24 protein-coding genes and 1 pseudogene are annotated in these 24,101 nt (G+C 45.9%); 23 read left to right on the top strand and 2 right to left on the bottom strand.

What is annotated here, in order from left to right:
* Nucleotides 1-107 precede the first annotated feature (107 nt).
* The 8 genes from uvrA to QM657_RS01160 all read left to right on the top strand — a co-directional run bounded on the left by uvrA (nt 108) and on the right by QM657_RS01160 (nt 8,971).
* On the top strand, nt 108-2,933 hold the full coding sequence (uvrA, locus tag QM657_RS01195; protein WP_415064691.1) for an excinuclease ABC subunit UvrA: 2,826 nt from the start codon (nt 108-110) through the stop codon (nt 2,931-2,933).
* 135 nt (nt 2,934-3,068) lie between these two features.
* Nucleotides 3,069-4,610, top strand: coding sequence for a glutamine-hydrolyzing GMP synthase (gene guaA / locus QM657_RS01190; RefSeq protein ID WP_415064690.1), 1,542 nt, complete (start codon nt 3,069-3,071; stop codon nt 4,608-4,610).
* Between the two features lie 405 nt (nt 4,611-5,015).
* On the top strand, nt 5,016-6,044 hold the full coding sequence (gene namA / locus QM657_RS01185) for an NADPH dehydrogenase NamA (protein ID WP_415064689.1): 1,029 nt from the start codon (nt 5,016-5,018) through the stop codon (nt 6,042-6,044).
* A gap of 155 nt (nt 6,045-6,199) precedes the next feature.
* A complete protein-coding gene (locus QM657_RS01180) occupies nt 6,200-6,670 on the top strand; it encodes a VOC family protein (RefSeq protein ID WP_415064688.1) in 471 nt (156 codons plus the stop codon).
* A gap of 168 nt (nt 6,671-6,838) precedes the next feature.
* Nucleotides 6,839-7,300: a MarR family winged helix-turn-helix transcriptional regulator gene (locus QM657_RS01175; protein ID WP_415064687.1), complete on the top strand. Its 462-nt coding sequence runs from the start codon at nt 6,839-6,841 to the stop codon at nt 7,298-7,300.
* Nucleotides 7,293-7,817 carry a flavodoxin domain-containing protein gene (locus QM657_RS01170; RefSeq protein ID WP_415064686.1) on the top strand — a complete coding sequence of 175 codons (525 nt, stop codon included), beginning with the start codon at nt 7,293-7,295 and terminating at the stop codon, nt 7,815-7,817. The genes QM657_RS01175 and QM657_RS01170 overlap by 8 nt, the downstream gene beginning before the upstream one ends.
* Before the next feature lie 280 nt (nt 7,818-8,097).
* Nucleotides 8,098-8,532 (top strand): LytTR family DNA-binding domain-containing protein, encoded by a 435-nt coding sequence (locus tag QM657_RS01165; protein ID WP_415064685.1) that lies wholly within the window; start codon nt 8,098-8,100, stop codon nt 8,530-8,532.
* 10 nt (nt 8,533-8,542) lie between these two features.
* Nucleotides 8,543-8,971 carry a DUF3021 domain-containing protein gene (locus tag QM657_RS01160; protein ID WP_415064684.1) on the top strand — a complete coding sequence of 143 codons (429 nt, stop codon included), beginning with the start codon at nt 8,543-8,545 and terminating at the stop codon, nt 8,969-8,971.
* 149 nt (nt 8,972-9,120) lie between these two features.
* Here the strand turns inward: QM657_RS01160 and QM657_RS01155 are convergent, their stop codons facing one another.
* Nucleotides 9,121-10,116 carry an SPL family radical SAM protein gene (locus QM657_RS01155; protein ID WP_415064739.1) on the bottom strand — a complete coding sequence of 332 codons (996 nt, stop codon included), beginning with the start codon at nt 10,114-10,116 and terminating at the stop codon, nt 9,121-9,123.
* A 72-nt stretch (nt 10,117-10,188) separates the two neighbouring features.
* Between QM657_RS01155 and QM657_RS01150 the strand changes: the two are divergent.
* From QM657_RS01150 to QM657_RS01090, 13 genes and pseudogenes are all read left to right on the top strand, one after another.
* Nucleotides 10,189-10,302 (top strand): annotated as a pseudogene (locus QM657_RS01150) (AraC family transcriptional regulator); the annotation flags it as partial.
* 151 nt (nt 10,303-10,453) lie between these two features.
* The gene (locus tag QM657_RS01145; protein ID WP_415064683.1) at nt 10,454-10,909 is read left to right on the top strand and encodes an AraC family transcriptional regulator; all 456 of its coding nucleotides are present in this window, start codon (nt 10,454-10,456) and stop codon (nt 10,907-10,909) included.
* A 71-nt stretch (nt 10,910-10,980) separates the two neighbouring features.
* Nucleotides 10,981-11,436 (top strand): N-acetyltransferase, encoded by a 456-nt coding sequence (locus QM657_RS01140; protein ID WP_415064682.1) that lies wholly within the window; start codon nt 10,981-10,983, stop codon nt 11,434-11,436.
* On the top strand, nt 11,433-12,014 hold the full coding sequence (locus QM657_RS01135) for a DJ-1/PfpI family protein (RefSeq protein WP_415064681.1): 582 nt from the start codon (nt 11,433-11,435) through the stop codon (nt 12,012-12,014). The genes QM657_RS01140 and QM657_RS01135 overlap by 4 nt, the downstream gene beginning before the upstream one ends.
* Nucleotides 12,015-12,108: 94 nt before the next feature.
* A complete protein-coding gene (locus QM657_RS01130; protein ID WP_415064680.1) occupies nt 12,109-12,537 on the top strand; it encodes a hypothetical protein in 429 nt (142 codons plus the stop codon).
* A gap of 30 nt (nt 12,538-12,567) precedes the next feature.
* Nucleotides 12,568-12,879, top strand: coding sequence for a hypothetical protein (locus tag QM657_RS01125; RefSeq protein ID WP_415064679.1), 312 nt, complete (start codon nt 12,568-12,570; stop codon nt 12,877-12,879).
* Nucleotides 12,880-13,287: 408 nt separating this feature from the next.
* Complete coding sequence (locus tag QM657_RS01120) at nt 13,288-14,199, top strand: LysR family transcriptional regulator (RefSeq protein WP_415064678.1); 912 nt, start codon at nt 13,288-13,290, stop codon at nt 14,197-14,199.
* Between the two features lie 82 nt (nt 14,200-14,281).
* Nucleotides 14,282-15,919 carry a nickel ABC transporter substrate-binding protein gene (gene nikA, locus QM657_RS01115; RefSeq protein ID WP_415064677.1) on the top strand — a complete coding sequence of 546 codons (1,638 nt, stop codon included), beginning with the start codon at nt 14,282-14,284 and terminating at the stop codon, nt 15,917-15,919.
* Nucleotides 15,920-16,000: 81 nt separating this feature from the next.
* Nucleotides 16,001-16,942 carry a nickel/cobalt ABC transporter permease gene (gene opp1B, locus QM657_RS01110; protein ID WP_415064676.1) on the top strand — a complete coding sequence of 314 codons (942 nt, stop codon included), beginning with the start codon at nt 16,001-16,003 and terminating at the stop codon, nt 16,940-16,942.
* Between the two features lies 1 nt (nt 16,943).
* Nucleotides 16,944-17,768 (top strand): nickel/cobalt ABC transporter permease, encoded by an 825-nt coding sequence (opp1C, locus tag QM657_RS01105; protein ID WP_415064675.1) that lies wholly within the window; start codon nt 16,944-16,946, stop codon nt 17,766-17,768.
* A complete protein-coding gene (locus QM657_RS01100) occupies nt 17,768-18,598 on the top strand; it encodes an ABC transporter ATP-binding protein (protein WP_415064674.1) in 831 nt (276 codons plus the stop codon). The genes opp1C and QM657_RS01100 overlap by 1 nt, the downstream gene beginning before the upstream one ends.
* The gene (locus QM657_RS01095; protein WP_415064673.1) at nt 18,595-19,419 is read left to right on the top strand and encodes an ABC transporter ATP-binding protein; all 825 of its coding nucleotides are present in this window, start codon (nt 18,595-18,597) and stop codon (nt 19,417-19,419) included. The genes QM657_RS01100 and QM657_RS01095 overlap by 4 nt, the downstream gene beginning before the upstream one ends.
* A gap of 25 nt (nt 19,420-19,444) precedes the next feature.
* Complete coding sequence (locus QM657_RS01090) at nt 19,445-20,401, top strand: M14 family metallopeptidase (RefSeq protein ID WP_415064672.1); 957 nt, start codon at nt 19,445-19,447, stop codon at nt 20,399-20,401.
* Nucleotides 20,402-20,469: 68 nt separating this feature from the next.
* Here the strand turns inward: QM657_RS01090 and QM657_RS01085 are convergent, their stop codons facing one another.
* Nucleotides 20,470-21,315: a DUF368 domain-containing protein gene (locus tag QM657_RS01085; protein WP_415064671.1), complete on the bottom strand. Its 846-nt coding sequence runs from the start codon at nt 21,313-21,315 to the stop codon at nt 20,470-20,472.
* Nucleotides 21,316-21,552: 237 nt separating this feature from the next.
* On the opposite strand from QM657_RS01085, the gene QM657_RS01080 reads away from it, so the two are divergent.
* Both QM657_RS01080 and QM657_RS01075 read left to right on the top strand, forming a co-directional pair.
* Nucleotides 21,553-23,535 (top strand): methyl-accepting chemotaxis protein, encoded by a 1,983-nt coding sequence (locus tag QM657_RS01080; RefSeq protein ID WP_415064670.1) that lies wholly within the window; start codon nt 21,553-21,555, stop codon nt 23,533-23,535.
* The gene (locus QM657_RS01075) at nt 23,532-23,981 is read left to right on the top strand and encodes an FMN-binding protein (protein WP_415064669.1); all 450 of its coding nucleotides are present in this window, start codon (nt 23,532-23,534) and stop codon (nt 23,979-23,981) included. The genes QM657_RS01080 and QM657_RS01075 overlap by 4 nt, the downstream gene beginning before the upstream one ends.
* Nucleotides 23,982-24,101 lie beyond the last annotated feature (120 nt).

Raw genomic sequence — 24,101 nt, 5'->3', positions numbered from 1 at the left:
TAATAGGGAAAAACAATCACTGAGTGATAAAAATGCGGGCCTCATCCGGTCCGCATTAGGAGTTTGTGAGATTCCGAATCTCAGTTTATTACAGGAGTATAGATCGTATGGCAAAACAGTATATCAAGATAAGAGGCGCCAATGAACACAATTTAAAGAACATTGACTTAGAGATACCAAGGAATGAGCTGGTGGTTTTAACCGGACTCAGCGGTTCGGGAAAGTCCTCTCTGGCCTTTGATACCATTTACGCCGAAGGGCAGAGGCGTTATATGGAGTCCCTTTCATCTTATGCCCGCCAGTTTTTAGGCCAGATGGAAAAGCCTGATGTGGAAAGCATTGAGGGCCTGTCTCCGGCCATTTCCATTGACCAGAAATCCACAAACCGCAATCCCCGCTCCACGGTGGGTACGGTTACGGAAATTTACGATTACATGAGGCTTCTCTATGCCAGAATCGGCATTCCCCACTGCCCCAAGTGCGGCAGGGAGATAAAGAAGCAGACCATTGACCAGATGGTGGATCAGATTATGGAGCTGCCTGAGAGGGCGAAGATTCAGCTTCTGGCTCCCGTGGTACGGGGACGGAAGGGAGAGCATGCCAAGGTTTTGGAGCATGCCCGCAAAAGCGGATATGTGCGAGTCCGCATTGACGGAAATCTTTATGAGCTTTCTGAGGAAATCAAACTGGATAAGAATATTAAGCATAACATCGAGGTAGTGGTAGACCGTCTTGCCATCCGGGAAGGCATTGAAAAGCGTCTGACCGATTCCATTGAGACAGTCATGGAGCTTGCAAACGGCCTTATGACCGTGGATGTGGTGGATGGACAGCCCATCAATTTCAGCCAGAGCTTTTCCTGTCCCGATTGCGGCATCAGCGTGGATGAGGTGGAACCGAGAAGCTTCTCCTTTAACAACCCCTTTGGCGCGTGTCCCGATTGTTTTGGACTCGGTTATAAGATGGAATTTGATGAAGAACTGATGATTCCCGATAAGAGCTTAAGCATTGACCAGGGTGCCATCGTGGTGCTGGGCTGGCAGTCTTGCACGGATAAGGGCAGCTATACCAGGGCGGTTTTGGAGGCTCTCGCAAAGGAATATAAATTCCGTTTGGATACTCCCTTTGAGGATTATCCCAGGGAAGTACAGGATGTGCTCGTTTACGGAACCAATGGTAAGGAACTGAAGGTTCACTACAAGGGCCAGAGGGGAGAAGGCATCTATGATGTGGCCTTTGAAGGTCTGGTTCAGAATGTGGCAAGGAGATACCGGGAAACCTATTCTGAGTCTTCCAAAGCGGAATACGAATCCTTCATGCGCATCACTCCCTGTCCTTCCTGCGGCGGCATGAGACTGAAAAAAGAATCTCTGGCCGTTACGGTGGGAGATAAAAATATTTATGACGCTACCAATATGTCCATCGTGAAGTTTCGGGAATTCATGGATGATGTGAATTTAACCTCCATGCAGCATGCCATCGGCGACCAGATTTTAAAGGAAATCCGTGCCAGGGTCTCCTTCCTCATTGACGTGGGGCTTGATTACTTATCCCTGACCCGTGCAACAGGAACCTTATCCGGAGGAGAGGCCCAGAGAATCCGTCTGGCTACCCAGATCGGATCAGGTCTGGTGGGTGTGGCTTATATTTTGGATGAGCCCAGCATCGGCCTTCATCAGAGAGATAATGACAAGCTTTTGAAAACTCTTTTGCATCTGAGAGATTTAGGAAACAGCGTGATTGTGGTGGAGCACGATGAAGACACCATGATGGCTGCTGACTATATCGTGGATATCGGTCCGGGAGCAGGGGAGCACGGCGGAAATGTGGTGGCCGTCGGAAATGCAAAGCAGATCATGAAAAATAAAGACTCCATTACAGGTGCGTATTTAAGCGGACGGATTAAGATTCCCGTTCCAAAGGAGAGAAGAGAGCCAACCGGCTATCTGACGGTAAAGGGAGCGGCTGAAAATAATTTAAAGAATATTGATGTGACCTTCCCCCTGGGAGTGATGACCTGTGTGACCGGTGTGTCCGGCTCCGGAAAGAGCTCTCTGGTTAATGAGATTCTCTACAAAGCACTGGCAAAGAAGCTGAACCGGGCGAGGACCATTCCGGGAAAGCATAAGAAGATTGAGGGAGCAGAGCAGCTTGACAAGATCATTGCCATCGATCAGTCCCCTATTGGAAGAACTCCAAGGTCTAATCCGGCCACCTATACGGGCGTATTCGACTTGATCCGGGATTTATTTGCGTCCACTGCCGATGCAAAAGCCAAAGGCTATTCCAAGGGCCGGTTCAGCTTTAATGTAAAGGGCGGACGGTGTGAAGCCTGCAGCGGCGATGGTATCATTAAGATCGAGATGCACTTCCTTCCCGATGTGTACGTTCCCTGCGAGGTCTGCGGCGGAAAGCGGTATAACCGGGAAACTCTTGATGTGAAGTATAAGGGAAAGAACATTTATGATGTTTTGAATATGACGGTGGAAGAGGCTTTGAAGTTCTTTGAAAATGTTCCTTCCATTGCGAGAAAGATATCCACTCTCAATGACGTGGGACTTTCCTATATCAGGCTTGGACAGCCATCTACGGAACTTTCCGGCGGTGAGGCCCAGAGAATCAAGCTGGCTACGGAGCTGAGCAAGAGGGGGACTGGAAAGACCATTTATATCCTGGACGAGCCTACTACCGGACTTCATTTTGCAGATGTTCACAAGCTGATTGAGATTTTAAGAAGGCTTTCAGAGGGCGGAAATACGGTGATTGTCATTGAACATAATTTAGATGTGATCAAAACGGCGGATTATATCATTGACATCGGACCGGAAGGCGGAGATAAGGGCGGCAGAGTCATCGCTCAGGGCACACCGGAAGAGGTGGCGGAGGTGCCTGCTTCTTATACCGGATATTATGTGAAAAAATATTTAGGGTAATTGACGGGAGTTGTGAGATTCGACATCTTTTTCCGGAATTCGAGAAAATACTTGTCAAGCTATGGGAAGTAGAATATAATGAAACCCAAAGCTGAATTGCAATATTCATTGAAGATCATATTAGGAGGAATACCCGTGAAAAGAGAAATGATTATCGTTCTGGATTTCGGCGGACAATATAACCAGTTGATTGCCAGAAGGGTCAGAGAATGCAATGTTTACTGTGAGGTCCATCCCTATACCCTGTCACTCGACAAGATTAAGGAAATGAATCCGAAAGGAATTATTTTTACCGGCGGACCAAACAGTGTATATAAAGATGAGTCACCACGCTGCGCAAAGGAAATTTTTGACCTGGGAATTCCTGTCCTGGGAATTTGTTACGGCACCCAGTTAATCGCATATTTATTGGATGGAAAAGTTGCCACAGCTCCTGTCAGTGAATACGGAAAGACAGAGGTAGATGTGGAAACCGGCAGCAAGCTTTTCGAGAATGTCAGCCCCAGAACTGTCTGCTGGATGAGCCATACCGATTATATCGAGAAAGCCCCGGAAGGATTTACCGTCACCGCCCATACACCTGTCTGCCCTGTTGCAGCTATGGAGTGTGAGGAGAAGGGGATTTATGCAGTACAGTTCCATCCTGAGGTTATGCATACGCAGGAAGGCGTGAAGATGCTTTCCAATTTCGTTTACAATGTCTGCAAATGTTCCGGTGACTGGAAGATGGATTCTTTTGTGGAGTCTTCCATTGAATCAATCAAGGAAAAAGTCGGAGACGGCAAGGTGCTTTGTGCATTATCCGGCGGTGTGGATTCCTCTGTAGCAGCAGTTATGCTGGCTAAAGCAGTTGGAAAACAGCTCACCTGTGTATTTGTGGATCATGGTCTTCTCCGTAAGGATGAGGGCGATGAGGTTGAGGCTGTATTTGGACCGGATGGCCCATATGATTTAAACTTTATCCGCGTTAATGCTCAGAGCCGTTTTTATGATAAATTAGCCGGAGTAGAAGATCCGGAGAGGAAACGCAAGATTATTGGCGAGGAGTTTATCCGTGTGTTTGAGGAAGAGGCCAAAAAGATCGGAAAAGTGGATTTCTTTGTTCAGGGAACCATTTATCCTGATGTGATTGAGTCCGGCCTGGGAACTTCTGCGGTTATTAAGTCCCACCACAATGTAGGCGGCCTTCCGGAGCATGTGGATTTTAAAGAGATTATTGAGCCTTTGAGACTTCTGTTTAAGGATGAGGTGCGCAAGGCTGGTCTGGAGCTTGGCATTCCGGAATATCTGGTTTACCGCCAGCCATTCCCAGGTCCTGGATTGGGCGTTCGTATCGTAGGCGCTATCACTCCTGAGAAGGTGAAAATCGTTCAGGAAGCAGACGCTATTTATAGGGAAGAAATCAGAAAGGCCGGAGTTGATAAGGAACTGGGACAGTACTTTGCAGCGCTGACCAATATGCGTTCTGTGGGATGCATGGGAGATGAGAGAACCTATGATTATGCGATTGCGCTCAGAGCGGTGCTGACATCTGACTTTATGACGGCTGAGTCCGCGGAGCTTCCCTGGGAAGTTCTGGGAACGGTTACAAGGAGAATTGTAAATGAAGTAAAGGGCGTGAACCGGGTGTTGTATGATTGTACTGGGAAGCCGCCGGCTACTATTGAATTCGAATAACGCACAAAAATAGAAAAGTCCGGGAATCCCCAGTGTTTATGCGGGTTCCCGGACTTCTGTTTTTCAAAGTGACACCCAAATGACACCCAAAATGTCAGATAGAATTCGAGTAATGATGAAGAAACGCTGCAACCTAGTAAAACCAGGGGGTGTAGCGTTATTTTTATCAATAAAAGGTTGCTATATATTGAGTTGCCAATATGTGTTCAGGTTTGTTCAATGTGAATATTGTGTTGATTTAATAGTTTCTGTTGAAAGCTCACTAATTCATCAACAGCAGGTTTAAAGATTGTTACGGTATGCTTTTGATCGTTTCTCCATTGTACGCGATACATGACCGTGATATAATAAACCGTATGAAGCAAGCTGTTTTGTCAAGTCTTATGATAGAAGGGAGAATGTACTATGTATTTATTTAACCCATTTACAATAAAAAATATGACGCTGCGCAACCGGATTGTGATGCCGCCCATGTGTATGTACAGTGCCGAAACCGATGGAATGCCAAATGAATTTCACTTTACCCATTATACTTCCCGTGCAGTTGGCGGAGTGGGGCTGATTATTATGGAGGCTACCGGTGTCTTTCCGTGGGGCCGCATTTCTGATCATTGTCTGGGGCTTTGGAATGACGAACAGGCAGAGGCGCTTGCGCCAATCGTTGCTGCCTGCCAGAAGCAGGGAGCCAAAATGGCGATTCAGCTCAATCATGCGGGCCGCAAGTGCGGAGCACAGGAAAAAACGATCTACGCCCCCAGCGCCATTCCATTTGACCAGAATTCCCCCATGCCCCATGAAATGACGGAAGAGGATATTCACGAAGCTGTCCATGCATTCCGGAGTGCTGCTGCCAGAGCTGCTAAGATCGGTTTTGATGCGATTGAAATTCACGGTGCTCACGGCTATCTGATCAGTGAGTTCTTGTCTCCTTTAACGAATCACCGCACAGACAGCTACGGCGGCTCAACGGAAAACCGCTGCCGTTTGCTGATTGAAGTGCTTCAGGCGGTACATGAAGTCTGGCCTGCCGAAAAACCTGTTTTGCTGCGTGTATCTGCAGAGGACTACGAACCGGACGGCATGCATCCGGAAGAAATGGCCAGAATCATTGAACTGGTAAAGCCTTATATCGATGTGCTGGATGTGAGCACAGGCGGAGTGGTTCCAACGCCCCCGACGGCCATTTATCCGGGCTATCAGGTGAAAATTGCAGAAGAATTGAAAAAGGCATCAGGTCTGCCTACAGTTACGGTTGGCCTGATTACTGAGCCCCATCAGGTGGAAGAAATCCTGGGCGGAGGACGCGCGGATCTCGCTGCATTGGGCCGGGAACTTTTGCGTGATCCTTATTGGGTACTGCATACAGCCCGTGATTTGAATGTTGAATACCCGTGGCCGGAGCAGTATATACGCGGGTTTAATGCAAGAAAATAGCGATAAAAAGATATAAAAAAGGATATAATTTCCGTTGACTCTACGTGCCTCCCATTGACATGATAGCTGCAAAATCCCTATCATCTGTGTTGTTGACATAGGAGCAGGTATGATATACTTTGAAAAATAAACTCTCATTTGAAAGGAACGATTGTATGAATTATATCTGCACGGTTATATCAGTAACTGATATTAACTTATCAAGGGAGTTCTATGAAAATTTATTTGGATTGGAAGTATATCAAAACTACGGTATTAACATATCATTCACCTGCGGCTTGGCGTTGCAGCAAGAATTTGACTGGCTTGTAAATCTGCCTAAGGATACGGTGTTAAAAAATTCCAATAACATGGAGCTTTGTTTTGAAGAAGAGAATTTTGATGATTTCCTTCAAAAGTTAAAAGAATATCCCCACATTGAATATTTAGGTGATGTTATGGAACATAGCTGGGGGCAGCGGGTTATCAGATTTTATGACCTGGATGGGCACATCATCGAAGTTGGAGAATCCATGAAAATGGTAATTAACCGGTTTGCTGATTCTGGTTTGACTATGAGTGAAATCTCAAACAGGATGAATGTCTCTGTCGAAGATTTGAAAACGCTTTTGAGCTGTTCAATTTGAATTTGTGCAGCGCTCCTTGCACCCATAACGAATAAAATTGCCTGTCCGTTCCGTTGAAGTTTTAATAAATTTATTATTGCCTTATCCGGATATATTTATTGACAAAGGGAACGGATGGGTAATATAATACCTATATAGAGAATATATTACTTATATAGGAGGTATGCGGTGTACAATTTCGATACGATGGATAAAAGGCTGCTGGTATTTGGCTATCTGTTTCGTGTGGCTAATCGTCTTCAAAGCAAAATGGATTCTCAGATGAAAGACCTGACTGCCAAGCAATGGTTTGTAATTCTGGCATTGGGATTGTTTGAACAGCCGCCCACGCTAAAGCAACTTGCGCAAGCTTGTGATACTTCTCACCAGAATACAAAGCAACTCGTTATGAAACTGGCTGAAAAGGGCTTTGTGACAATCCATAGCGATGAGAAAGACGGCAGAGCCATGCGGATAACGGCAAGTGATAAATGCGCGCAGTGGGATAAAGACAATGAACAAATTGCTTCACAGTTTATTGACGGTATGTTCGCTGGCATGAGTATGGATGAAGTTGCCGGTTTAAGCAGTTCTTTAATGAAAATATTTGAAAATCTGGATAACATAAATGGGGGAACAGCAAATGTCTAAAAAGATTTTGGTCGCATACACATCGAAGTACGGTTCAACCCGCAAATATGCTGAATGGATTGCTTCATCACTGAAAGCCGATTTATTTACAGCCAAAGCGGTTAAAGCAAAAACTTTAAGCCGATATGATGTCGTTATCTATGGCGGCGGTCTATATGCAGGCGGCATAGCGGGTGTAAAACTGATTACGAAGAATCCCTGCAAAAACCTTATTGTGTTCACTGTTGGATTAGCCAACCCCAACACGACGGACTACAGTGCCATCATAAATAAAAACTTCACGCCAGGACTTCTTGCAAAAACAAAATTATTCCATCTGCGCGGCGGGATTGATTACAATAAACTCAGCCCTGTCCATAAAGTCATGATGGCTATGATGAAAGGCATGATTCAAAAAAAGCCTGAATCCGAGCGGGAAGCTGAGGACAGGGAATTTCTTGATACTTATAATTCAAAAGTGAATTTTGAAGACAAGCAAACCATAGATTCGTTAATTGCCTACGTAAAAGGTTTATAAAAAGTGCTGTCGTGTGATCTGGCAGGCATTGGCAGCAGCATTGAGTTTAAAAGCTTTTTCATTATTATTGAAACGGAAAGGATATCCACCTGTCAGGGTGGGTATTTTTTGTGCTGCATACAGGATTTAACGCTGAAAGGGTGAGACTGTTGAGAGCAGCAGCGTTACTTCTCTTTTCCCCGCATTTCACCGATTGAATTTTGCCACTTACCGCAGAAATGCTGACAAAGCGAATCTGAGTATATATAATAAGAGTACCGGAAGAAGGAGGGGTGACATCATGAAAGTTGAAATAAAGCTATCGCCGGAAGTCCGGGAGGACTATGCCGTGATATACTGCAAAGAAATAACCGATGAAGTACAGGAGCTTTCATCACTCATAGAGGCAGGGGAGAGGATTGTTACCGCAAAGGACCAGGAGCGCATCGTAGTGCTGCGCCCCAAGGAGATTTTCATGGTTCGGGTTGAAAATGGGGAAACGGTCATTTATTGCCGTTCCCGGAAGTACACAACGTCAAAACGTTTATATGAGCTGGAAGAACAATTGAGCACAAGATTTATGCGTATATCCAAGTCAGCGATTGTCAATTTAAATGAGCTCGACAGCGTGGAAGCTTCTTTTAACAGTATGATGACCTTGATCTTAAAAAATGGCTGTAAGGACTACATTTCCCGAAAGTATCTGCCTGACTTTAAGAAATATCTGGGATTATAGGAGGTAAAATATGAAAACTACGGTGAAAAATATTCTGCTGGGAATCGGTCTGGGCAGTACCTTGTTTGTCATTGCCGGTATTATCTTCGATTTGATAAACGCCGGGGATTTCCAACTGTCAAACCGATTATATACGGAAATGGCAGTGGGAGCCATGATTGTGGGAATCGGATTTTCTGTACCTTCTCCTATTTATGACAATGATAAACTTCCGCTTGGAATACAAACGGTCATTCATATGGGTATCGGATGCACGATATTTTTAATTGTCGCTTTTCGCGTTGGCTGGATTCCGATTGCCGCCGGATGGAAGGCGTGTGTTTTGACTGTGATGGGACAGTTGATGACTGCATTTCTCATCTGGCTGATATTTGCTTTGTATTATAAGAGGTTGGCGAAAAAAATGAATGATAGAATCAATACGCTGCACAAATCATAAAGCTTTACAATTGATTGAGGTCTGCTGTATTACAGCATGAGGGTACGCATTGTTATACGCAAGGCATAAACAATTTATTTTAAAATATTCAGATATTGGGATGGAGATAATACTCCGGAGAACATCATAGGAAGGTGAACTCCGGAGTGTTATGAAATATATAATATTTGCATATTTTTTAACTGCCGTGACAGCCGTTCCTGTAAAAAGGACTCGGCCTCGGCGCGTATGTCATTCCGGTAACAATATTTGCCGCGTCCCCGCCCGGTCATGGTTTCCCGGTTGAGAAGCTGTGTGGCATTTGGAAAAGCGTCCGTGTTAATCGCATTTTGCACGAAGCTGTAGGTCATTAATATGATCTCTATGAAACCGTTTTGCTTGACCTTAACACTCAGTTCATCTGCCAGTTGATCGATCAGTTCTCCGTACATGCGTTTCCAGTCCGGCAGCAGAATGACGGGAGCGATCAACAGTCCCACAGGATATCCTGCTTCCGCCATGGAGTTAAGCGCACGGATTCTTGCGTGAAGCGGGGAGGTTCCCAGTTCTATGCGTTGTATTATTTCCTGGGGATTTACGCTCATTCGAAATATGGTTTTCCCCTTGTGGTCGAGATCAAGCAACGGGTCCACCATGTCAAATTTTGTGGGAAACGTCAGATTCCCCCGGCCTTCACGGGAAAAGCGTTCAATTGTATAGGGCAGATTATTCGTTATTGTGTTTTCCAGAAGCAAATCACTGTTGCTGCCAATTTCAAACGTCTGGGGCGCCTGAGCCTGAGCGTCTTTTTTTAGCAGCTTATCCAGCATTTGTTCCCGGTTGACAAACAAACGCAGATAGGCACATTTATTGTAATTACAGACCAGATAGCAGTATAGGCACATGGCTTTGCAGCCAGAGGACGTATAGGGAACCAGCCAGTCGGAAACCTTGTGATTCGGTACATACCGATGTGTTTTTCTGATTCCTATGATCAAATGATTTTTTAGTCTTGGAAAGTCCTGGTTGGGTGCCGCTGTCATTTCCGGTATACGGTTATGATTCTCTATTTCTATCCAGGGCAGGTCCGCATATTTGCTTTGCAGCAGCATTCCCAGTTGATAACCGAGTGCGCCCGGTTCATAATAAACCGCATCAAAATTCATATTCATGTGAACACCTCCGATGATGGTAGTTTGCCAGAAAATGCGGAAATTATTTCTGGATGGAGGGTAATGTTGCGGGATCAGCCATGCAAAGTTTTTGATGTTGCCTTTTAGATGGGATTTTGCAGTGCAGATGGGTATCAACGGGCGTTTTTCCGTGAGTTTGGCTGTAATTCTCATGAATATGTGCAAAAGTCAGGTGGCATAGATGCAGGCTTTAACATGATCACGAAGACAAATCGGAATTTAACAATTTAAAAAAATAAGTTGAAATACATTTTAAAGCATTATATGATGAATTCAGACATCGATGTACTCTATTAAAAGAAGGTAAGTTATGGATATTAGTATTGAAATGATACCGCCACATAGAATTGCTTATGCACGGAGAACAGGCCCTTACGGTCCAGAGAATGTGCAGATAATGGAACAATTAAAAAGCTGGGCCAGAGAGAAAAACTTATTAAATGAAAGTTCGGTTATATTAGGAATAACCCAGGATAATCCCCAATTTACACAGCCTGAAAAATGCCGCTACGATGCAGGCATTATTGTCCCGGAAGCATTTAAGGCTGATGATGAGCACATTAATTTTGGAAAAACTACGGGCGGAAAATACTGCGTATTTAAAATAAGCCATACCGCAGATGCTATGCAAAAAGCATGGCTGGAAATATTTTCGGAGTTATCAAAAAGAGAGTATGAGTTTGACGATAGAAGACCTGTTATTGAACGTTATACCATGCAGATGGTAAACAGGCACTATTGTGAAATTTGTGTACCGATATTATAAAATAATATAAATCAAATCTCAGCTTGCCGGGAAGTCTTGAAATCTCAGGCGTTTATAAAAAAGGGGTCAATATGATCAGGGAGTTTAAAGTTGATAACCTGGAAGCAGTCATGAAAATATGGCTTGAAGCCAACATTACCGCTCATGATTTCATCAGACCGGACTACTGGCAGGAGAAATATAAGCCGGTTGAAAAGATGTTACCGGCTGCAGCCATATTTGTTTATGAAGAAGGCAATGCAATTTTGGGGTTTATTGGAATCATAGAAAATTATATTGCCGGAATATTTGTTGATGTAAATAGTCAATCCAAAGGCATAGGGAAAGCTCTGCTTGATCACGTCAAGAAAAGCTGCTTCAAATTGTCACTGCAGGTTTATAAAAAGAATTATTCTGCGGTCAGATTCTACTTAAGAGAAGGTTTTGCTGTATTAAATGAGCAAACGGATGAAAATACTGGTGAAACAGAGCTTGTAATGAGCTGGACAAAATCGGGATTTAATAATTTAGGGGAGGGCACTGTATGAAAGTCTTACTTTTTCTGGCTAAAGGGTTTGAGACAATGGAATTCAGCGTTTTCGTAGATGTGCTTGGCTGGGCAAGGCATGATTACCACTATGATATTGACGTCATAACGTGTGGATTTACAAAGACCGTTATCAGCACATTTAATGTGCCTGTCGTAGTGGACCGGCTGATTGATGAAATTTGTGCTGACGACTATGATGCATTGGCAATTCCCGGAGGATTTGAAGAATTCGGGTTTTATGAAGAAGCCTATGATGAGAATCTTTTGAATCTGATCCGGGAATTCAATGAAAAGAATAAAGCGATTGCAACGATCTGCGTCGCAGCACTGGCCCTGGGAAAAAGCGGCATTTTAAAAGGCAGGAATGGGACGGCATATCATCTAAATGGGGGATACCGCCAAAAACAGTTAGCCCAGTTTGGTGTGAATGTGCTGGACAGTCCCATTGTGGTCGATGGTAATGTCATTACTTCATATTGCCCTGAAACCGCTTCGGGCGTTGCTTTCAAGTTATTGGAAAAACTCACTTCTGCCGAACAAATGGAAATAGTAAAAGAAGCGATGGGTTTCTGCTGAACTCGCCGGGGGCACAAAACGCAAATAAATTCAGAATTCAGTGAGGATACGTATGGGACATCTCGGTTTTTCTTATATAGGGCTGGTTTTCTTGATGATGTTGATAATTCCTAACCTTATATGGACAAGACATCAGCCTGAGGGGTATGACCCTCAAAACGAAAGTAAGACCTTAGGGGCTTTTGAACGCATTGGACAGGTTCTCGTTACGTGTACTGCGCTCATTTTTTCAGACTTCAACCTCCGCCCCTGGTCAACATGGATGCTGTGGCTTGTTGCCGCAGTGCTGCTCATGCTCTTATACGAAGCATGGTGGGTCAGATACTTTAAAAGCAAAAAGACATTGTCGGACTTTTACAGCAGCATTTTCCGTATCCCCGTAGCCGGTGCCACATTGCCTGTCGCCGCGTTTTTCCTGCTGGGTGTGTATGGAAAAGTCATCTGGCTTTTGATTTCGGTTGTGATTTTGGGAATCGGACACATTGGAATCCATTTGCAGCACCAAAGGGAGATAAAACACTGAAATTCATTTACTTAAAAGGAGTATCCATCCATGGCAGATGAACATATTATTGAAGGTTTCCACTCCATGTGGGACAACTTTCCTGGAATTGCAAGATTAATAGATAAAAAGCACCAGATTATTGCTTCCAACAAAAAGGCGGAAGAGGCCGGCTTTGCTGCAGGCTGCTGCTGCGCAAAGGTGGGAAAAACAGAAATACACAAAGGGTGTCTGGCTCATCGAATGTTTCAGACAATGGAGGCGCAGTTGGACTGTCCGTCTGAGGGCAAAGTGAGAGGCTGGGTCCCTGTTCAAGGTCATGACGATTTATCTGTCCATTTTACATTAGTTGTTCCTAAATAATAACTTCCGGATTCACCGTTTATGAGAATACAGTTTTGCATAAATAATGGCCTGTTACCTGGATTTGCAGGAATGCCGTGCCTGTATAAAGGGAGAGGTATTTGCGGGTTGATGATAAAAAATTATCGTTAACTTCATAGACAAATCGGCTTATTGTTGATAAACTAAAATAGTTAGGATAACCTAACTAACAAACCGACCAAGAAGTCCGGCAAAAAAATTCACCCCTGCCTGCTGCCTGCGAGCAGTATCCCAGGGCTGGTATAAACAAAAAAAGAGGTTTTGCAGAGGAGATTAATACCCATCGCCTCTGGCAAAACCTCTTTCTGTTACTGATACCCCTAAACATCAACTCACCCTGTCCACCCCAGCATCCCCCAGGGGATTTAGAAAGGAACGAAAAGATAAATGGAAATCAAGCAATTGGAATACTTTGTTGCAACTGCCGACCATGGCAGTTTAAATCGCGCAGCCGAACGGTTATACACCTCCCAGCCCAATGTGAGTAAAGTGATCGCTGCCCTTGAAAAAGAGATAGGAGTACAGCTATTTAAACGGAACAACCGGGGAATTGAGCTGACGGAGCATGGAAAAATGCTGTACGGACACGCCTCCTCCATTTTAAAAAGCTCTGATATCATTCTTTCCATGGTGCAGAAGCAGACACACCGCAGCTTCAGCGTGTCCGGCTATCAAAGCAGCCTGATTGCAAGATTTATGGCAGAGATATATGAAAGCAGGAAAAACGAGCTGAATCTGGAATACAGAGAGGGTGTTGTGGAGGAAATTACAGACCATGTGGCGGAACACATCTCTGAAATCGGCATCGTCTACATTGCCAAAGACCAGATTTGCTGCTTCCGCCATATCCTCGGCCATAAAAAGCTGGAATTTCACCCCCTTTTCCAGCGTGGAATCTGCGTTTACATAGGAAGTAAACACCCCCTTTACAACAGGGACAGCATTGACTTTTCCGAATTGACTGACCTTAAGTTCATGCAGGGAAAGGAGGATTTTTTTGCCATAGAGCATCATATTGAAAAGATCAGCGGAGGAACCGCTCATTTAGAAAATTTAAACACCCCCTTTTATACCAACAGCGACTACATGATCCATAATCTGCTTAAAAATACAGACATATGCTGCATGGGAATTGATCTGGTATCAAAGGAGTATGAAAATCAGGGAATAAAAGCGTTAAAAGTGAACAACTGCCAGCATTTTCTCACCCTTGGATATGTGAACCGAAAAAAGGATGAGCTGTCTGAAGAGAGTAAAATGCTGATCGAAAAACTGGTTCGATATAACAAATCGCTATAACAGCCTTCTTCCGATTTGGTATTAGTAAGTCTAGACTAACTGTGATATTATGATCCATAGTCAAAACAAAAGGAGAGACATTATGAAAAAAAGACTATTTGGATTATATGCGGCAGGGATTCTGGCTGCGTCAATATTAGCGGGCTGCACAAATTCCGCCAGCCCATCAAAGGAAGCGGCTTCTTCCGTACAGGCAGAACCATCTGCCGGAAAGCAGGAGAGCGGGGCAGATGTGAAAGAGGAACTGGTATTTGTCAATTACAGAGATATCAGGGACTTAAACCCTCACCTGTATGCAGGAGAAATGTACGCCCAGGAAATGCTTTATGAAACCCTGGTAACCATTTCAGAAAAAGGCTATGAGCCCTGCCTGGCTGAAAGCTGGTCAGTGAGCGAGGACGGAAAGACCTATACCTTTAAAATCCGCAAGGGCGTGACCTTCTCCGACGGAGAGGTGTGCGATGCCAATGCCATCAAGGCCAATTTCGATGCCATCATTGAAAATAAGGACCGCCACACCTGGCTGGAGATGATGAATCTTCTGGTGGGAGTGTCCGCACCTGATGACGAAACCTTTGTCATCGAGCTGACAGAACCATACTATCCCATGCTGACAGAGCTTGGAGTGACACGGCCTTTTGCCATGATTTCTCCTAAGGCCATGAAGGACGGCAGCACAAAGGATGGAGTCAATGCTTACATAGGAACCGGTGCATACGTTCTGACAGATTTCGTCACAGATGAATATGCCGTATTTGAAGCCAACGAAAACTACTGGGGCGAGCAGCCGGCCGTCAAAAAGATCACGGTAAAAGTGATTCCGGACAACCAGACCAGAATTCTGGCCCTTGAAAAGGGAGAAATCGATCTCATCTTCGGAAAGAACATGATCGATGCCGATGCGGTGAACAAATATGTGGACAGTGAAGATTTCCAGGTTTCCTTATCAGACCCCACGTCCACCAGACAGATCGTATTAAATACCTCCAATGCCATTTTAAAGGATAAGACTGTGCGCCAGGCCATTCAGCATGCCACCAACCGCCAGGCCATTTCCGACGGTATTTTCTACGGACTGGAAGCTCCTGCTGATACCCTGTTTTCCTCAACCATTCCTTATTGTGATATCAAGCTGGAGCCATATGCCTATGACGCAGATTTGGCAGGAACCATGCTGGAAGAAGCGGGCTGGACAATGGGCAGCAGCGGCATCAGGGAAAAGGATGGAACGCCTCTGGCTCTTTCCCTGCTCTATAACAGCGACAGCGTGACAGAAAAGACTATTTCAGAATACCTCCAGTCTGAATTCAGAAAGCTGGGAATCCAGTTGGATATTAAGGGAGAAGAAGAGCAGTCTTACCGCGATAACATGAAGGCAGGCCATTTTGACATGGTATTTAATATCTGCTGGGGTACCCCTTACGATCCTCAGTCCTCTCTGGCAGCCATGAGACAGCCGGTGTACGGAGATTACGCAGCCCAGCTCGGACTGGAAGACAAGGCAGAAATCGATCAGGCTATTACCGATATTCTGGTTTCCACAGACGAAGCCAAAAGACAGGAACTCTACACCTTCGTTCTCACCAGACTTCATGAGGATGCCGTGTACATTCCTCTGACCTATGAGTGCAACAAAGCCATCAGTACCTCTTCATTAAAGGGAGTGGGCTTCACCCAGACGCAGTATGAGGTGCCCTTTACCCAGATGTACTTTGAATAGAGGGAAATCAGGAAACAAGAACATGCGCATGCCGGTCCTTACATCTCAGGACAGGCATGCTTTTTTCGGAAAGGACCTCCTATGAAAGCTTATATTGTAAAGCGGATTTTATCGGCTGTTCCGCTTTTGCTGTGCATTTCTTTTTTGTGTTTTGTTTTTATCAACTTAATCCCCTCTGATCCGGCGGAGGTGGCTCTGCGCGTGCGCCAGACGCCTATTATTACCGAGGAGGCCATTGCACAGGTCAGGGAAGAACTGGGGTTAAATGACCCCTACATGGTCCGCTATTTCCGGTGGCTGGCGGACTGCCTCCGTCTGGACTTTGGGGTCAGCTACACCAATCCGGCCAGAACCGTTTTGGGAGAAATTCAGAGATGTCTGCCTGCCACCGCACTGCTGGCTTCTGCTTCTCTGGTTTTCGTAATCGTGCTGAGCCTTCCCATCGGCTTTTTCTGCGCCGTATATAAGGATAGCTGGTTTGACCGGATTGTCCGGGGAATCGTGTTTATGACCACTGCCATGCCCGCTTACTGGATTGGGCTTTTGATGATATGGCTCATCAGCATCAAGATGGATTTGCTTCCCACCAGCGGGAACGGGAGCTGGAAGCATCTGCTTTTACCGGCATTTACCGTTTCCTTGACCTATATTTCCACCTATATCCGCCTCATCCGCAACAACATGCTGGAAAATATGAAGGAAGACTATGTGCTGTATGCCAATGTGAGAGGCTTGAAACAGAAGAATATTCTGGTCAGGCACATTCTGAAAAACTCTCTTCACACCTGCATTGTCGCCATTGGCATGAGCATCCCTCAGTTAATGGCAGGAACCATTGTAGTGGAAAATGTATTTGCATGGCCCGGCCTTGGAAAGCTGTGCATCAACTCCATTTTTAACCGGGATTATCCGGTCATACAGACTTACGTTTTGCTGATCGGAACTCTGTTTGTAGTCTTTAACCTGCTGTTTGACATTATCCAGTGTATCGCTGACCCAAGGCTGAGAAGGGAGGTATCGTGACATGTGGAAGCGTTTATTTCAGAACAGGATGGCTCTTATTATGATGTGCCTCCTTGGAATTGTGGCGCTGTTAGGCATATTTGCTCCTTTTGCGGCTCCCAATGATCCTTATGAAAATGATATTTTAAACAAGTTCGCCCCTTACAGCCTCCGGTTCCCTCTGGGAACGGACCACCTGGGACGGTGTATTCTGTCCAGAATGATCTATGGAATCCGCCCCACCCTGTTTCTTTCCCTCGTGACCATGGCAGGGACCATCGGCCTTGGAACTGTCCTGGGCCTTTTGGCCGGGTACTTCCGGGGTCCGGTGGAAGAGATCATCATGCGGTCCGTGGATGTGATGATGTCCTTTCCCAGCCAGATCATGGTATTTGCCGTGGTGGCCCTTCTGGGCATTGATGTGCGGAATGTGATCATGGCAAACGTGCTGATCAAGTGGGCCTGGTATGCCCGGATGATCCGGACCAATGTCATGAAGTACAGGGACAGAAACTTTGTGCTCTATTCCAGATGCATCGGAACCGGAGAACGGTTTATTCTGGCCAGACACTTGCTTCCAAGCATTGCATCGGAAATGGCGGTTTTAGCCACTTTAGACATCGGTTGGGCAATCCTTAACATTTCCACCCTCTCTTTCCTGGGACTTGGAGTACAGGCCCCTATCCCGGAGTGGGGAGCCATGCTCAATGAGGCTAAAAATGTCATGACCACCAATCCCATCCAGATGATTGCGCCGGGAGTTGCCATTGTGGTGGTAGTGGCGGCTTTTAACCTGCTGGGAGATGCCTTAAGAGATGCCCTTGACCCGAAGGAGGTGCAGATTTGATGGCTCCCATATTGGAAGTGAAGGATTTAAAAGTGGATTTTCACTATAAAAAACGGGTTCAGCCCATTATTAAGGGAGTGGACTTCACCTTACATGCAGGCCAGTGCCTTGGGATTTTAGGGGAATCAGGAAGCGGAAAGAGCATGAGCAGCAAGGCCATTATGGGGCTTTTGGACCGGAGCTTTTCTGTCTCAGGGGAAGCCGTTTACCGGGGGGAAGATTTGCTGAAAAAGAATAAAGAGGAGCTGAGGCGGATTCGGGGAAAGGGAATCTGTATGATTTTACAAAACCCCATGACCTGCTTTGACCCTCTCTACCGGATTGGCGACCAGATGGCGGAGACTTATCAGGAGCATTTGAATCTGCCCGGAGCACAGATATATGAAAAATCCATAGAAGTGCTGGAAGCCATGCAGATTAAAAACCCCCAGGAGGTATTAAAGAAATACCCCCATCAGCTCAGCGGTGGGATGCTCCAGCGAATCATGATCGGGCTGGCCATGTCCATGGAACCGGATATTCTGATAGCCGATGAGCCGACCACGGCTATTGATGCCATCACCCAGTTTGAGATCATGAAGGAATTTGAACGGATTAAAAAAGAAGCAAAAACAGCCATGATATTCATCACCCATGACTTAGGCGTTGTTTCCCGGATTGCAGATCACGTTCTGGTGATGAATCAGGGCGTGGTGGCTGACCGGGGAACGTTCCGGGAAATCATGGAGCAGGCCAAAGACCCCTATACCAGACTGCTGGTGGAAAAGAAAAAGGCTGTTATGAAAAAATACCAGAATGCCATGAAGGGAATGGAGGTGAAGGAGGCATGATAAAGGCAGAGCACATCGATGTCAGCTTCCGGAAGGAAAATCAGGAGACGGTGTTTGGAAAAGAGCGGCAGCAGGTGTTATTTGACGTATCCTTTGATGTAAAGGAAGGGGAGTGTCTGGGGATTTTAGGAGAGAGCGGAAGCGGAAAAAGCACCCTGGGAAGAGTCCTTTGCGGACTTTTAAAACCTGACAAGGGAAGTGTGGAGCTGGAAGGGCTGCCCCTCATCGGAAGAGGCAGGAAAAGAGGAAAGACTGTGATCAGTGTGGTATTTCAGGATTATACCACTTCTGCAAACCCCAGATTCCGGGTCAGGGATTTAATCGGAGAGTCCTTTCTGGTGCGGGAGAAAAGGGAGAGGATCAGGCTGGACCGGGAAACAGAGCTTGAAAAGCTGCTGGAGCTGGTGGGACTGGACATGGGCTATTCGGAACGTTTTCCTCATGAGCTGAGCGGCGGCCAGCTTCAGAGAGTCTGCATTGCCAGAGCCATTGCCGTAAATCCCAGGATCATCTTATTTGATGAAGCCATCAGCTCCTTAGATGCCCACACCCAGGTACAGGTCATGGACCTTTTAAAGGAAATTCAGGAGAAGAGAAAGCTGACTTACCTTTTTATCACCCATGATCTGACCTCAGTCACTTATTTATGCAGCCGCGTCCTCTTTTTGTATCAGGGGAAGGTGGCGGAAATACGGGATGTGGAGGATATTGCCAAAGTGACCCACCCTTATGCGAAAAAGCTGCTGGAATCCGTCATGGATTTTGACCGTATTCCGGAGTTGGAAGCTGATAAAAAAGATGGCTGGGAACAGGCCGTATGAAGAGATTCTCAGGAAAGGAGTATCAATGAGTCTGCATATAGGAAATTGTCAGGCAAAAGCAGGGCAAAAACAGAATGGAATGCTGGAAGTGGGGGAAGGTGATCCAAAGCTTCCCATGACTCTGATCTGCGGGAAAGAAGATGGCCCCACGGTCCTGATTTCGGCAGGAATTCATGGAGCGGAATACATTGGAATCCAGACTGCCATGGAGCTGTCCAGGGAAATAGAGCCGGAAGATGTAAAGGGGAACTTAATCTTTCTTCTGATTGCCAATCCTTCCGCCTGCCGGGATTTTGTGCGGTTTGCGGTGCCGGAGGACGGTAAAAATTTAAACCGGATGTTTCCTGGAAAAGAAGACGGAAGTCTGTCCGAACGGATCGCTTACACCGTGGTTAAGGAGCTTTATTCCAAGGCTGATTATTTTCTGGATATACACGCAGGGGATACCAGTGAACGGGTGATGCCGTTTCTCTATTTTCCGGGAGGAGCCAAAGAGGATGTGGTGGAGGCCTCCAAAAACATGGCAAAGGCGGCTGATATGGCTGTCCGTGCCAGATCAGGTTCCCTGACCGGAGCCTGCGGATGTGCGGGCGCTCACGGGATTCCTTCTCTTTTGCTGGAACGGGGAGGCGGCGGAGTATTTACAAGGGAAGAAGTGGAACTTTATAAAAGGGATATCAGGAATATTCTCATCCGCCTGAAGGTATTAGAGGGCGAAGAAGTCCATACAGTCAGCCAGTCAGAGGTGAATACGGCCTCGTACATAGAGGCGGAAATGGACGGGTTCTGGTATCCTGCCTTAAATGCAGGAGATCGTTTTCCTTCCGGTGCACTTTTAGGAGAAGTCAAAGATGTGTGGGGAGAGTTAAAAAAGGCTTATTATGGGGAGTATGACGGGATCATTCTCTATCAGACCGTTGGCATGGGAATCAAAAAGGGAGATCCCCTGGTGGCATACGGCATGGTGGAGGAAGGGGAATAGACAGAAAAAAGAAGCATGGCTTCCGGCTGTACGTTTGTCCGGAAGTGATGCTTCTTTTGAGGATATTTTCAATCGTTGGAGTATTTTGACAAAGCCAGGATTCCAGCGCCTCCCAGACACAGGGCAATGACAGCCAGAATGAGGGAGGGACCCCACCAGGATAAGGAAGCATTGGCCGGAATTGCAGGCAGTATGGTTTCACCGAATATTTCAGAGGTGGAGCCGATGACAAAGCCGATGATCATGCAGTAAGTGGGATGGGGGAAACGGTTCATTAAGTATTCCAGGGGCTTTGTGATTAAAAAGACGCCGATCAGGGTAGCAATGCCTAAAATTCCGATGTATACCACATCAAACCGGGTGATGGCCGCCAGCATGGTATCGTACATTCCAAGCACCAGCAGCATGTGGGAGGTGCTGATTCCGGGAAGGACGAGGGCCAGCGCAATCACGATTCCCGTCACTAAGATCATGATATAATGAACGAATCCGGACCCGGAAACAATATCAAAGTTGCCTGTCGGGATAAAACCGATGGAAATTACAATGATAAGGCCCAGCAAAAAGTAAAGCAGGGAAGAGAGACCAAATTTTTTTTCCTTTGTCTTTTGATAAAGGGCAGGAATTCCTCCGATCACCGCACCGAGAAAGAAGAAGGAAACGATAAAGGGGAATTTTTCAAGGAGCCACTGAATTAAAAAGGCCAGAGAACCGATTCCGATTCCGGCTCCCAGACAGAATTTAAAAAGGAAGATGGTATTTCCCTTAATATCTTTTAAAAAGTTGCTGATAGCATGAATCAGCCTGTCGTAAATACCCAGCAGGATTGCCATTGTGCCGCCGCTGACACCGGGAACGCTCATGGATGAACCGATAATAAAGCCTTTTAACATAGTCATTAAAGTTTGTTTCATTTTTGCCTCCAGCAAATGCTTTGGATTTTTTTAAATATTGCTATCCTAACATATATGAATAAAAATAGCAACAGTCGGATGGCACAAGAGACGGAGGAATGCCCTTTTTCGGCTGAATTTGATCTTTTTTTGTCAATAAAATAACAAATTTTGACAAAAGTATTGTTTTTTGCTCAAAATAGGTTATATTATTTTATAAGCAGTAAATTATTTTTGTAACAATACGAAGGAGGAGTTATGAATTTAAAAGGGATTCGGCAGAAAATCATTTTAAATACATTGATTGTCACCATCATTATTTCCGCTGTAACAACCATTGTGTTGTCCATATCTGCAATGTCTTTGACAAATGCCACGCTGGAGGAAACTCTTGTGCCGTTTGCCAAAACCGCCTCAAAAAGCATTGAAAGCAATTTACATATCATGGCGGACCGTGTATTTATGATAGGGGAAAACCGGGAGCTGTCTTCCGAGCAGGCGACTCTTGAGGAAAAACAGCAGGTTCTCGATAAAGCCACATCAGGAATCGAATTTGTCTGGCTGGCCCTTTATACAAAGGAAGGAAAGCTGTATACAGGGAAGGGAAACAGTCCCTCCGACATTTCCGGGGACAAGCTGTTTCAGATGATGCAGGAGACAAATAACCTGGTCATCGGGGATACGTTTGCCGGCGAAGGCGGACTTGAGGTATCGGTGGGGATGCCGATTGTCACGGAAAAGGAGAATACGTATTATCTGGTGGGAAGCTACAAATATGACATGCTGGACGATGTAATCAGCAGCATCCATATCGGCTACAGCGGCCACGCCTTTGTCATGAACGAAAGCGGACAGGTGATGGCTTATCCGGATAAGGAGCTCATCAAAAAGGGTGAGAACATCTATACCCATTATAAAGATAATGCAAAGCTTTTAAGCGTTTTTGACACCATGAAAATGGGAAGGATCGGTTCTGCCTCCGTGTCTTTGGATGGAGAGGATACCCTCATTGTCTATGCACCGGTACGGGGTGCCAACTGGTATCTGGCCATCATCACTCCCAAATCAGATTTTACAGGCGTTGTCGATACGGCCATCATGGTCAATATAGGAACGACCCTGACGTTAACCCTTCTGGCTATATGGTTTATCGCCCGCTTTGCAGGAAAGATTGCAAAATCCCTGGGCAATGTGACAGGGCGGATACAGAAGCTGGCAGAAGGCGATTTGACCAGCCCTGTGGAAGTCATGATGACAAACGACGAAGCCCAGACTCTTTCCAATTCCTTAAAGGATACGGTGGAACGGGTGAGCGGATATATCTTGCAGCTTCAAAATGCCCTGGAACAGCTTTCCGCAGGCAATTTGGATGTCAGCGTCAGCAATCAGTTCGCCGGTGACTTCGTGGTCATGAAGGACTCCATCCACAGCATCACCGACTTCTTAAACCAGTTGATTCACGATTTGCAGCGGTCAGCGGAAGCTTTAAACCACGCGGCCCAGGGAGTGTCCCAGAGTGCCCTTTTGATGAATGAATCTTCCGGCCACCAGTCTTCTTCCATTGACCGGCTTTTGGAGGAGACGGATTCCATATCCAGAGATATAAGCATTGTGGATGAACACGCCAGAACGGCCCGTGAGCTGATGGAACAGTCCATGGAACGGCTGTCTTTGGGGGATGAGCATATGGAAAATACGCTCCAGTCCATGAAGAACATCAGCCACAATGCAATTGAGATAACGAAAATTGCGAAATTCCTGGAGGACATCGCTTTCCAGACCAACTTACTGGCCCTTAACGCAAGCGTAGAGGCCGCCCACGCAGGAGAGGCCGGAAAAGGCTTTGCCGTGGTGGCCAATGAAATCCGCGCCCTGGCTGAAAAGAGCGCGGAATCCTCCAAGCGCACCGCTGAAATGATCGAGCATTCCCAAAAGGCCATTGAAGAAGGCTCCAAGTATGCCAACTTAACGGCCAGCTTCTTAAATGAGCTGACGGGTATGTCCAAACAGACGTATGAGATAACGGAGGACTTGGAAAGGCTTGTGGGAAATGAGAAGTCCAGCCTGGAAAATGCATCCCTCGATATAACCAGAATCTCCCAGCTTGCCCGCCAGAACTTAGAATCCAGTTCCGATGTGGCTTCCTTGAGCGGTGATTTGGCACAGCAGGCCCAGAGCCTTGAGGAAATGTCAGGACGTTTCCGTCTTCGCTCTGATGCAGAAGGGAGGGATGCACAATGAAACGGGGAAAATACGTTCTCATAATCCTCCTGGTCCTTATGGCGGTGTTTTTCATAAGCGGCTGCAAAAAAGGAGGAAACAGTTTACAGGATGGCTATTACACGGTGGAAATGTCGGAATACAGCAAAGGCTGGAAGGAATTCGTCACCATCCGGGTCAGCAACGGCAAGATTGTAACCGTTGAATACAATGCGAAGAATGCAAGCGGATTCATCAAATCCTGGGACATTGCCTATATGCGCAACATGAATGCAAAAAAAGGTACATACCCCAACTACTATACACGGACTTATGCCGCCAGCTTCCTTGCGGTTCAAAGCGACAAGGGAATCGATACCGTAAGCGGCGCCTCTGTTTCCGGAGGGAATTTCCAGAAGATGACCGCTCTTCTCATGGAGAAGGCCGGAAAGGGAGACACCTCCCTGGGCATCGTGAAATCTGAATAATAAATGTAAAAAAATGTGCTGTCATCATCTGGCGGCACATTTTTTGTTTTATCAGTAATAACGGGAATATTTAGAAAGTTATAAGAAATTCGTATGGAAAATTGTTATGAAGACCTGCTA

This window comes from Lacrimispora sp., assembly GCF_047605665.1.
In the GTDB taxonomy this organism is placed as follows: Bacteria; Bacillota; Clostridia; order Lachnospirales; family Lachnospiraceae; genus Lacrimispora.
This window is presented reverse-complemented; position numbering and strand designations above follow the sequence as displayed.

Coding starts and splice junctions, on each gene's coding strand:
- opp1B (WP_415064676.1), top strand. CDS start 16,001: ATGAAAGCTTATATTGTAAAGCGGATTTTATCGGCTGTTCCGCTTTTG.
- QM657_RS01180 (WP_415064688.1), top strand. CDS start 6,200: ATGAATTATATCTGCACGGTTATATCAGTAACTGATATTAACTTATCA.
- QM657_RS01095 (WP_415064673.1), top strand. CDS start 18,595: ATGATAAAGGCAGAGCACATCGATGTCAGCTTCCGGAAGGAAAATCAG.
- opp1C (WP_415064675.1), top strand. CDS start 16,944: ATGTGGAAGCGTTTATTTCAGAACAGGATGGCTCTTATTATGATGTGC.
- QM657_RS01130 (WP_415064680.1), top strand. CDS start 12,109: ATGATGTTGATAATTCCTAACCTTATATGGACAAGACATCAGCCTGAG.
- QM657_RS01100 (WP_415064674.1), top strand. CDS start 17,768: ATGGCTCCCATATTGGAAGTGAAGGATTTAAAAGTGGATTTTCACTAT.
- QM657_RS01080 (WP_415064670.1), top strand. CDS start 21,553: ATGAATTTAAAAGGGATTCGGCAGAAAATCATTTTAAATACATTGATT.
- QM657_RS01125 (WP_415064679.1), top strand. CDS start 12,568: ATGGCAGATGAACATATTATTGAAGGTTTCCACTCCATGTGGGACAAC.
- QM657_RS01155 (WP_415064739.1), bottom strand. CDS start 10,116: ATGAATTTTGATGCGGTTTATTATGAACCGGGCGCACTCGGTTATCAA.
- QM657_RS01140 (WP_415064682.1), top strand. CDS start 10,981: ATGATCAGGGAGTTTAAAGTTGATAACCTGGAAGCAGTCATGAAAATA.
- QM657_RS01165 (WP_415064685.1), top strand. CDS start 8,098: ATGAAAGTTGAAATAAAGCTATCGCCGGAAGTCCGGGAGGACTATGCC.
- QM657_RS01120 (WP_415064678.1), top strand. CDS start 13,288: ATGGAAATCAAGCAATTGGAATACTTTGTTGCAACTGCCGACCATGGC.
- QM657_RS01085 (WP_415064671.1), bottom strand. CDS start 21,315: ATGAAACAAACTTTAATGACTATGTTAAAAGGCTTTATTATCGGTTCA.
- namA (WP_415064689.1), top strand. CDS start 5,016: ATGTATTTATTTAACCCATTTACAATAAAAAATATGACGCTGCGCAAC.
- QM657_RS01075 (WP_415064669.1), top strand. CDS start 23,532: ATGAAACGGGGAAAATACGTTCTCATAATCCTCCTGGTCCTTATGGCG.
- QM657_RS01170 (WP_415064686.1), top strand. CDS start 7,293: ATGTCTAAAAAGATTTTGGTCGCATACACATCGAAGTACGGTTCAACC.
- QM657_RS01145 (WP_415064683.1), top strand. CDS start 10,454: ATGGATATTAGTATTGAAATGATACCGCCACATAGAATTGCTTATGCA.
- uvrA (WP_415064691.1), top strand. CDS start 108: ATGGCAAAACAGTATATCAAGATAAGAGGCGCCAATGAACACAATTTA.
- QM657_RS01090 (WP_415064672.1), top strand. CDS start 19,445: ATGAGTCTGCATATAGGAAATTGTCAGGCAAAAGCAGGGCAAAAACAG.
- nikA (WP_415064677.1), top strand. CDS start 14,282: ATGAAAAAAAGACTATTTGGATTATATGCGGCAGGGATTCTGGCTGCG.
- QM657_RS01160 (WP_415064684.1), top strand. CDS start 8,543: ATGAAAACTACGGTGAAAAATATTCTGCTGGGAATCGGTCTGGGCAGT.
- QM657_RS01135 (WP_415064681.1), top strand. CDS start 11,433: ATGAAAGTCTTACTTTTTCTGGCTAAAGGGTTTGAGACAATGGAATTC.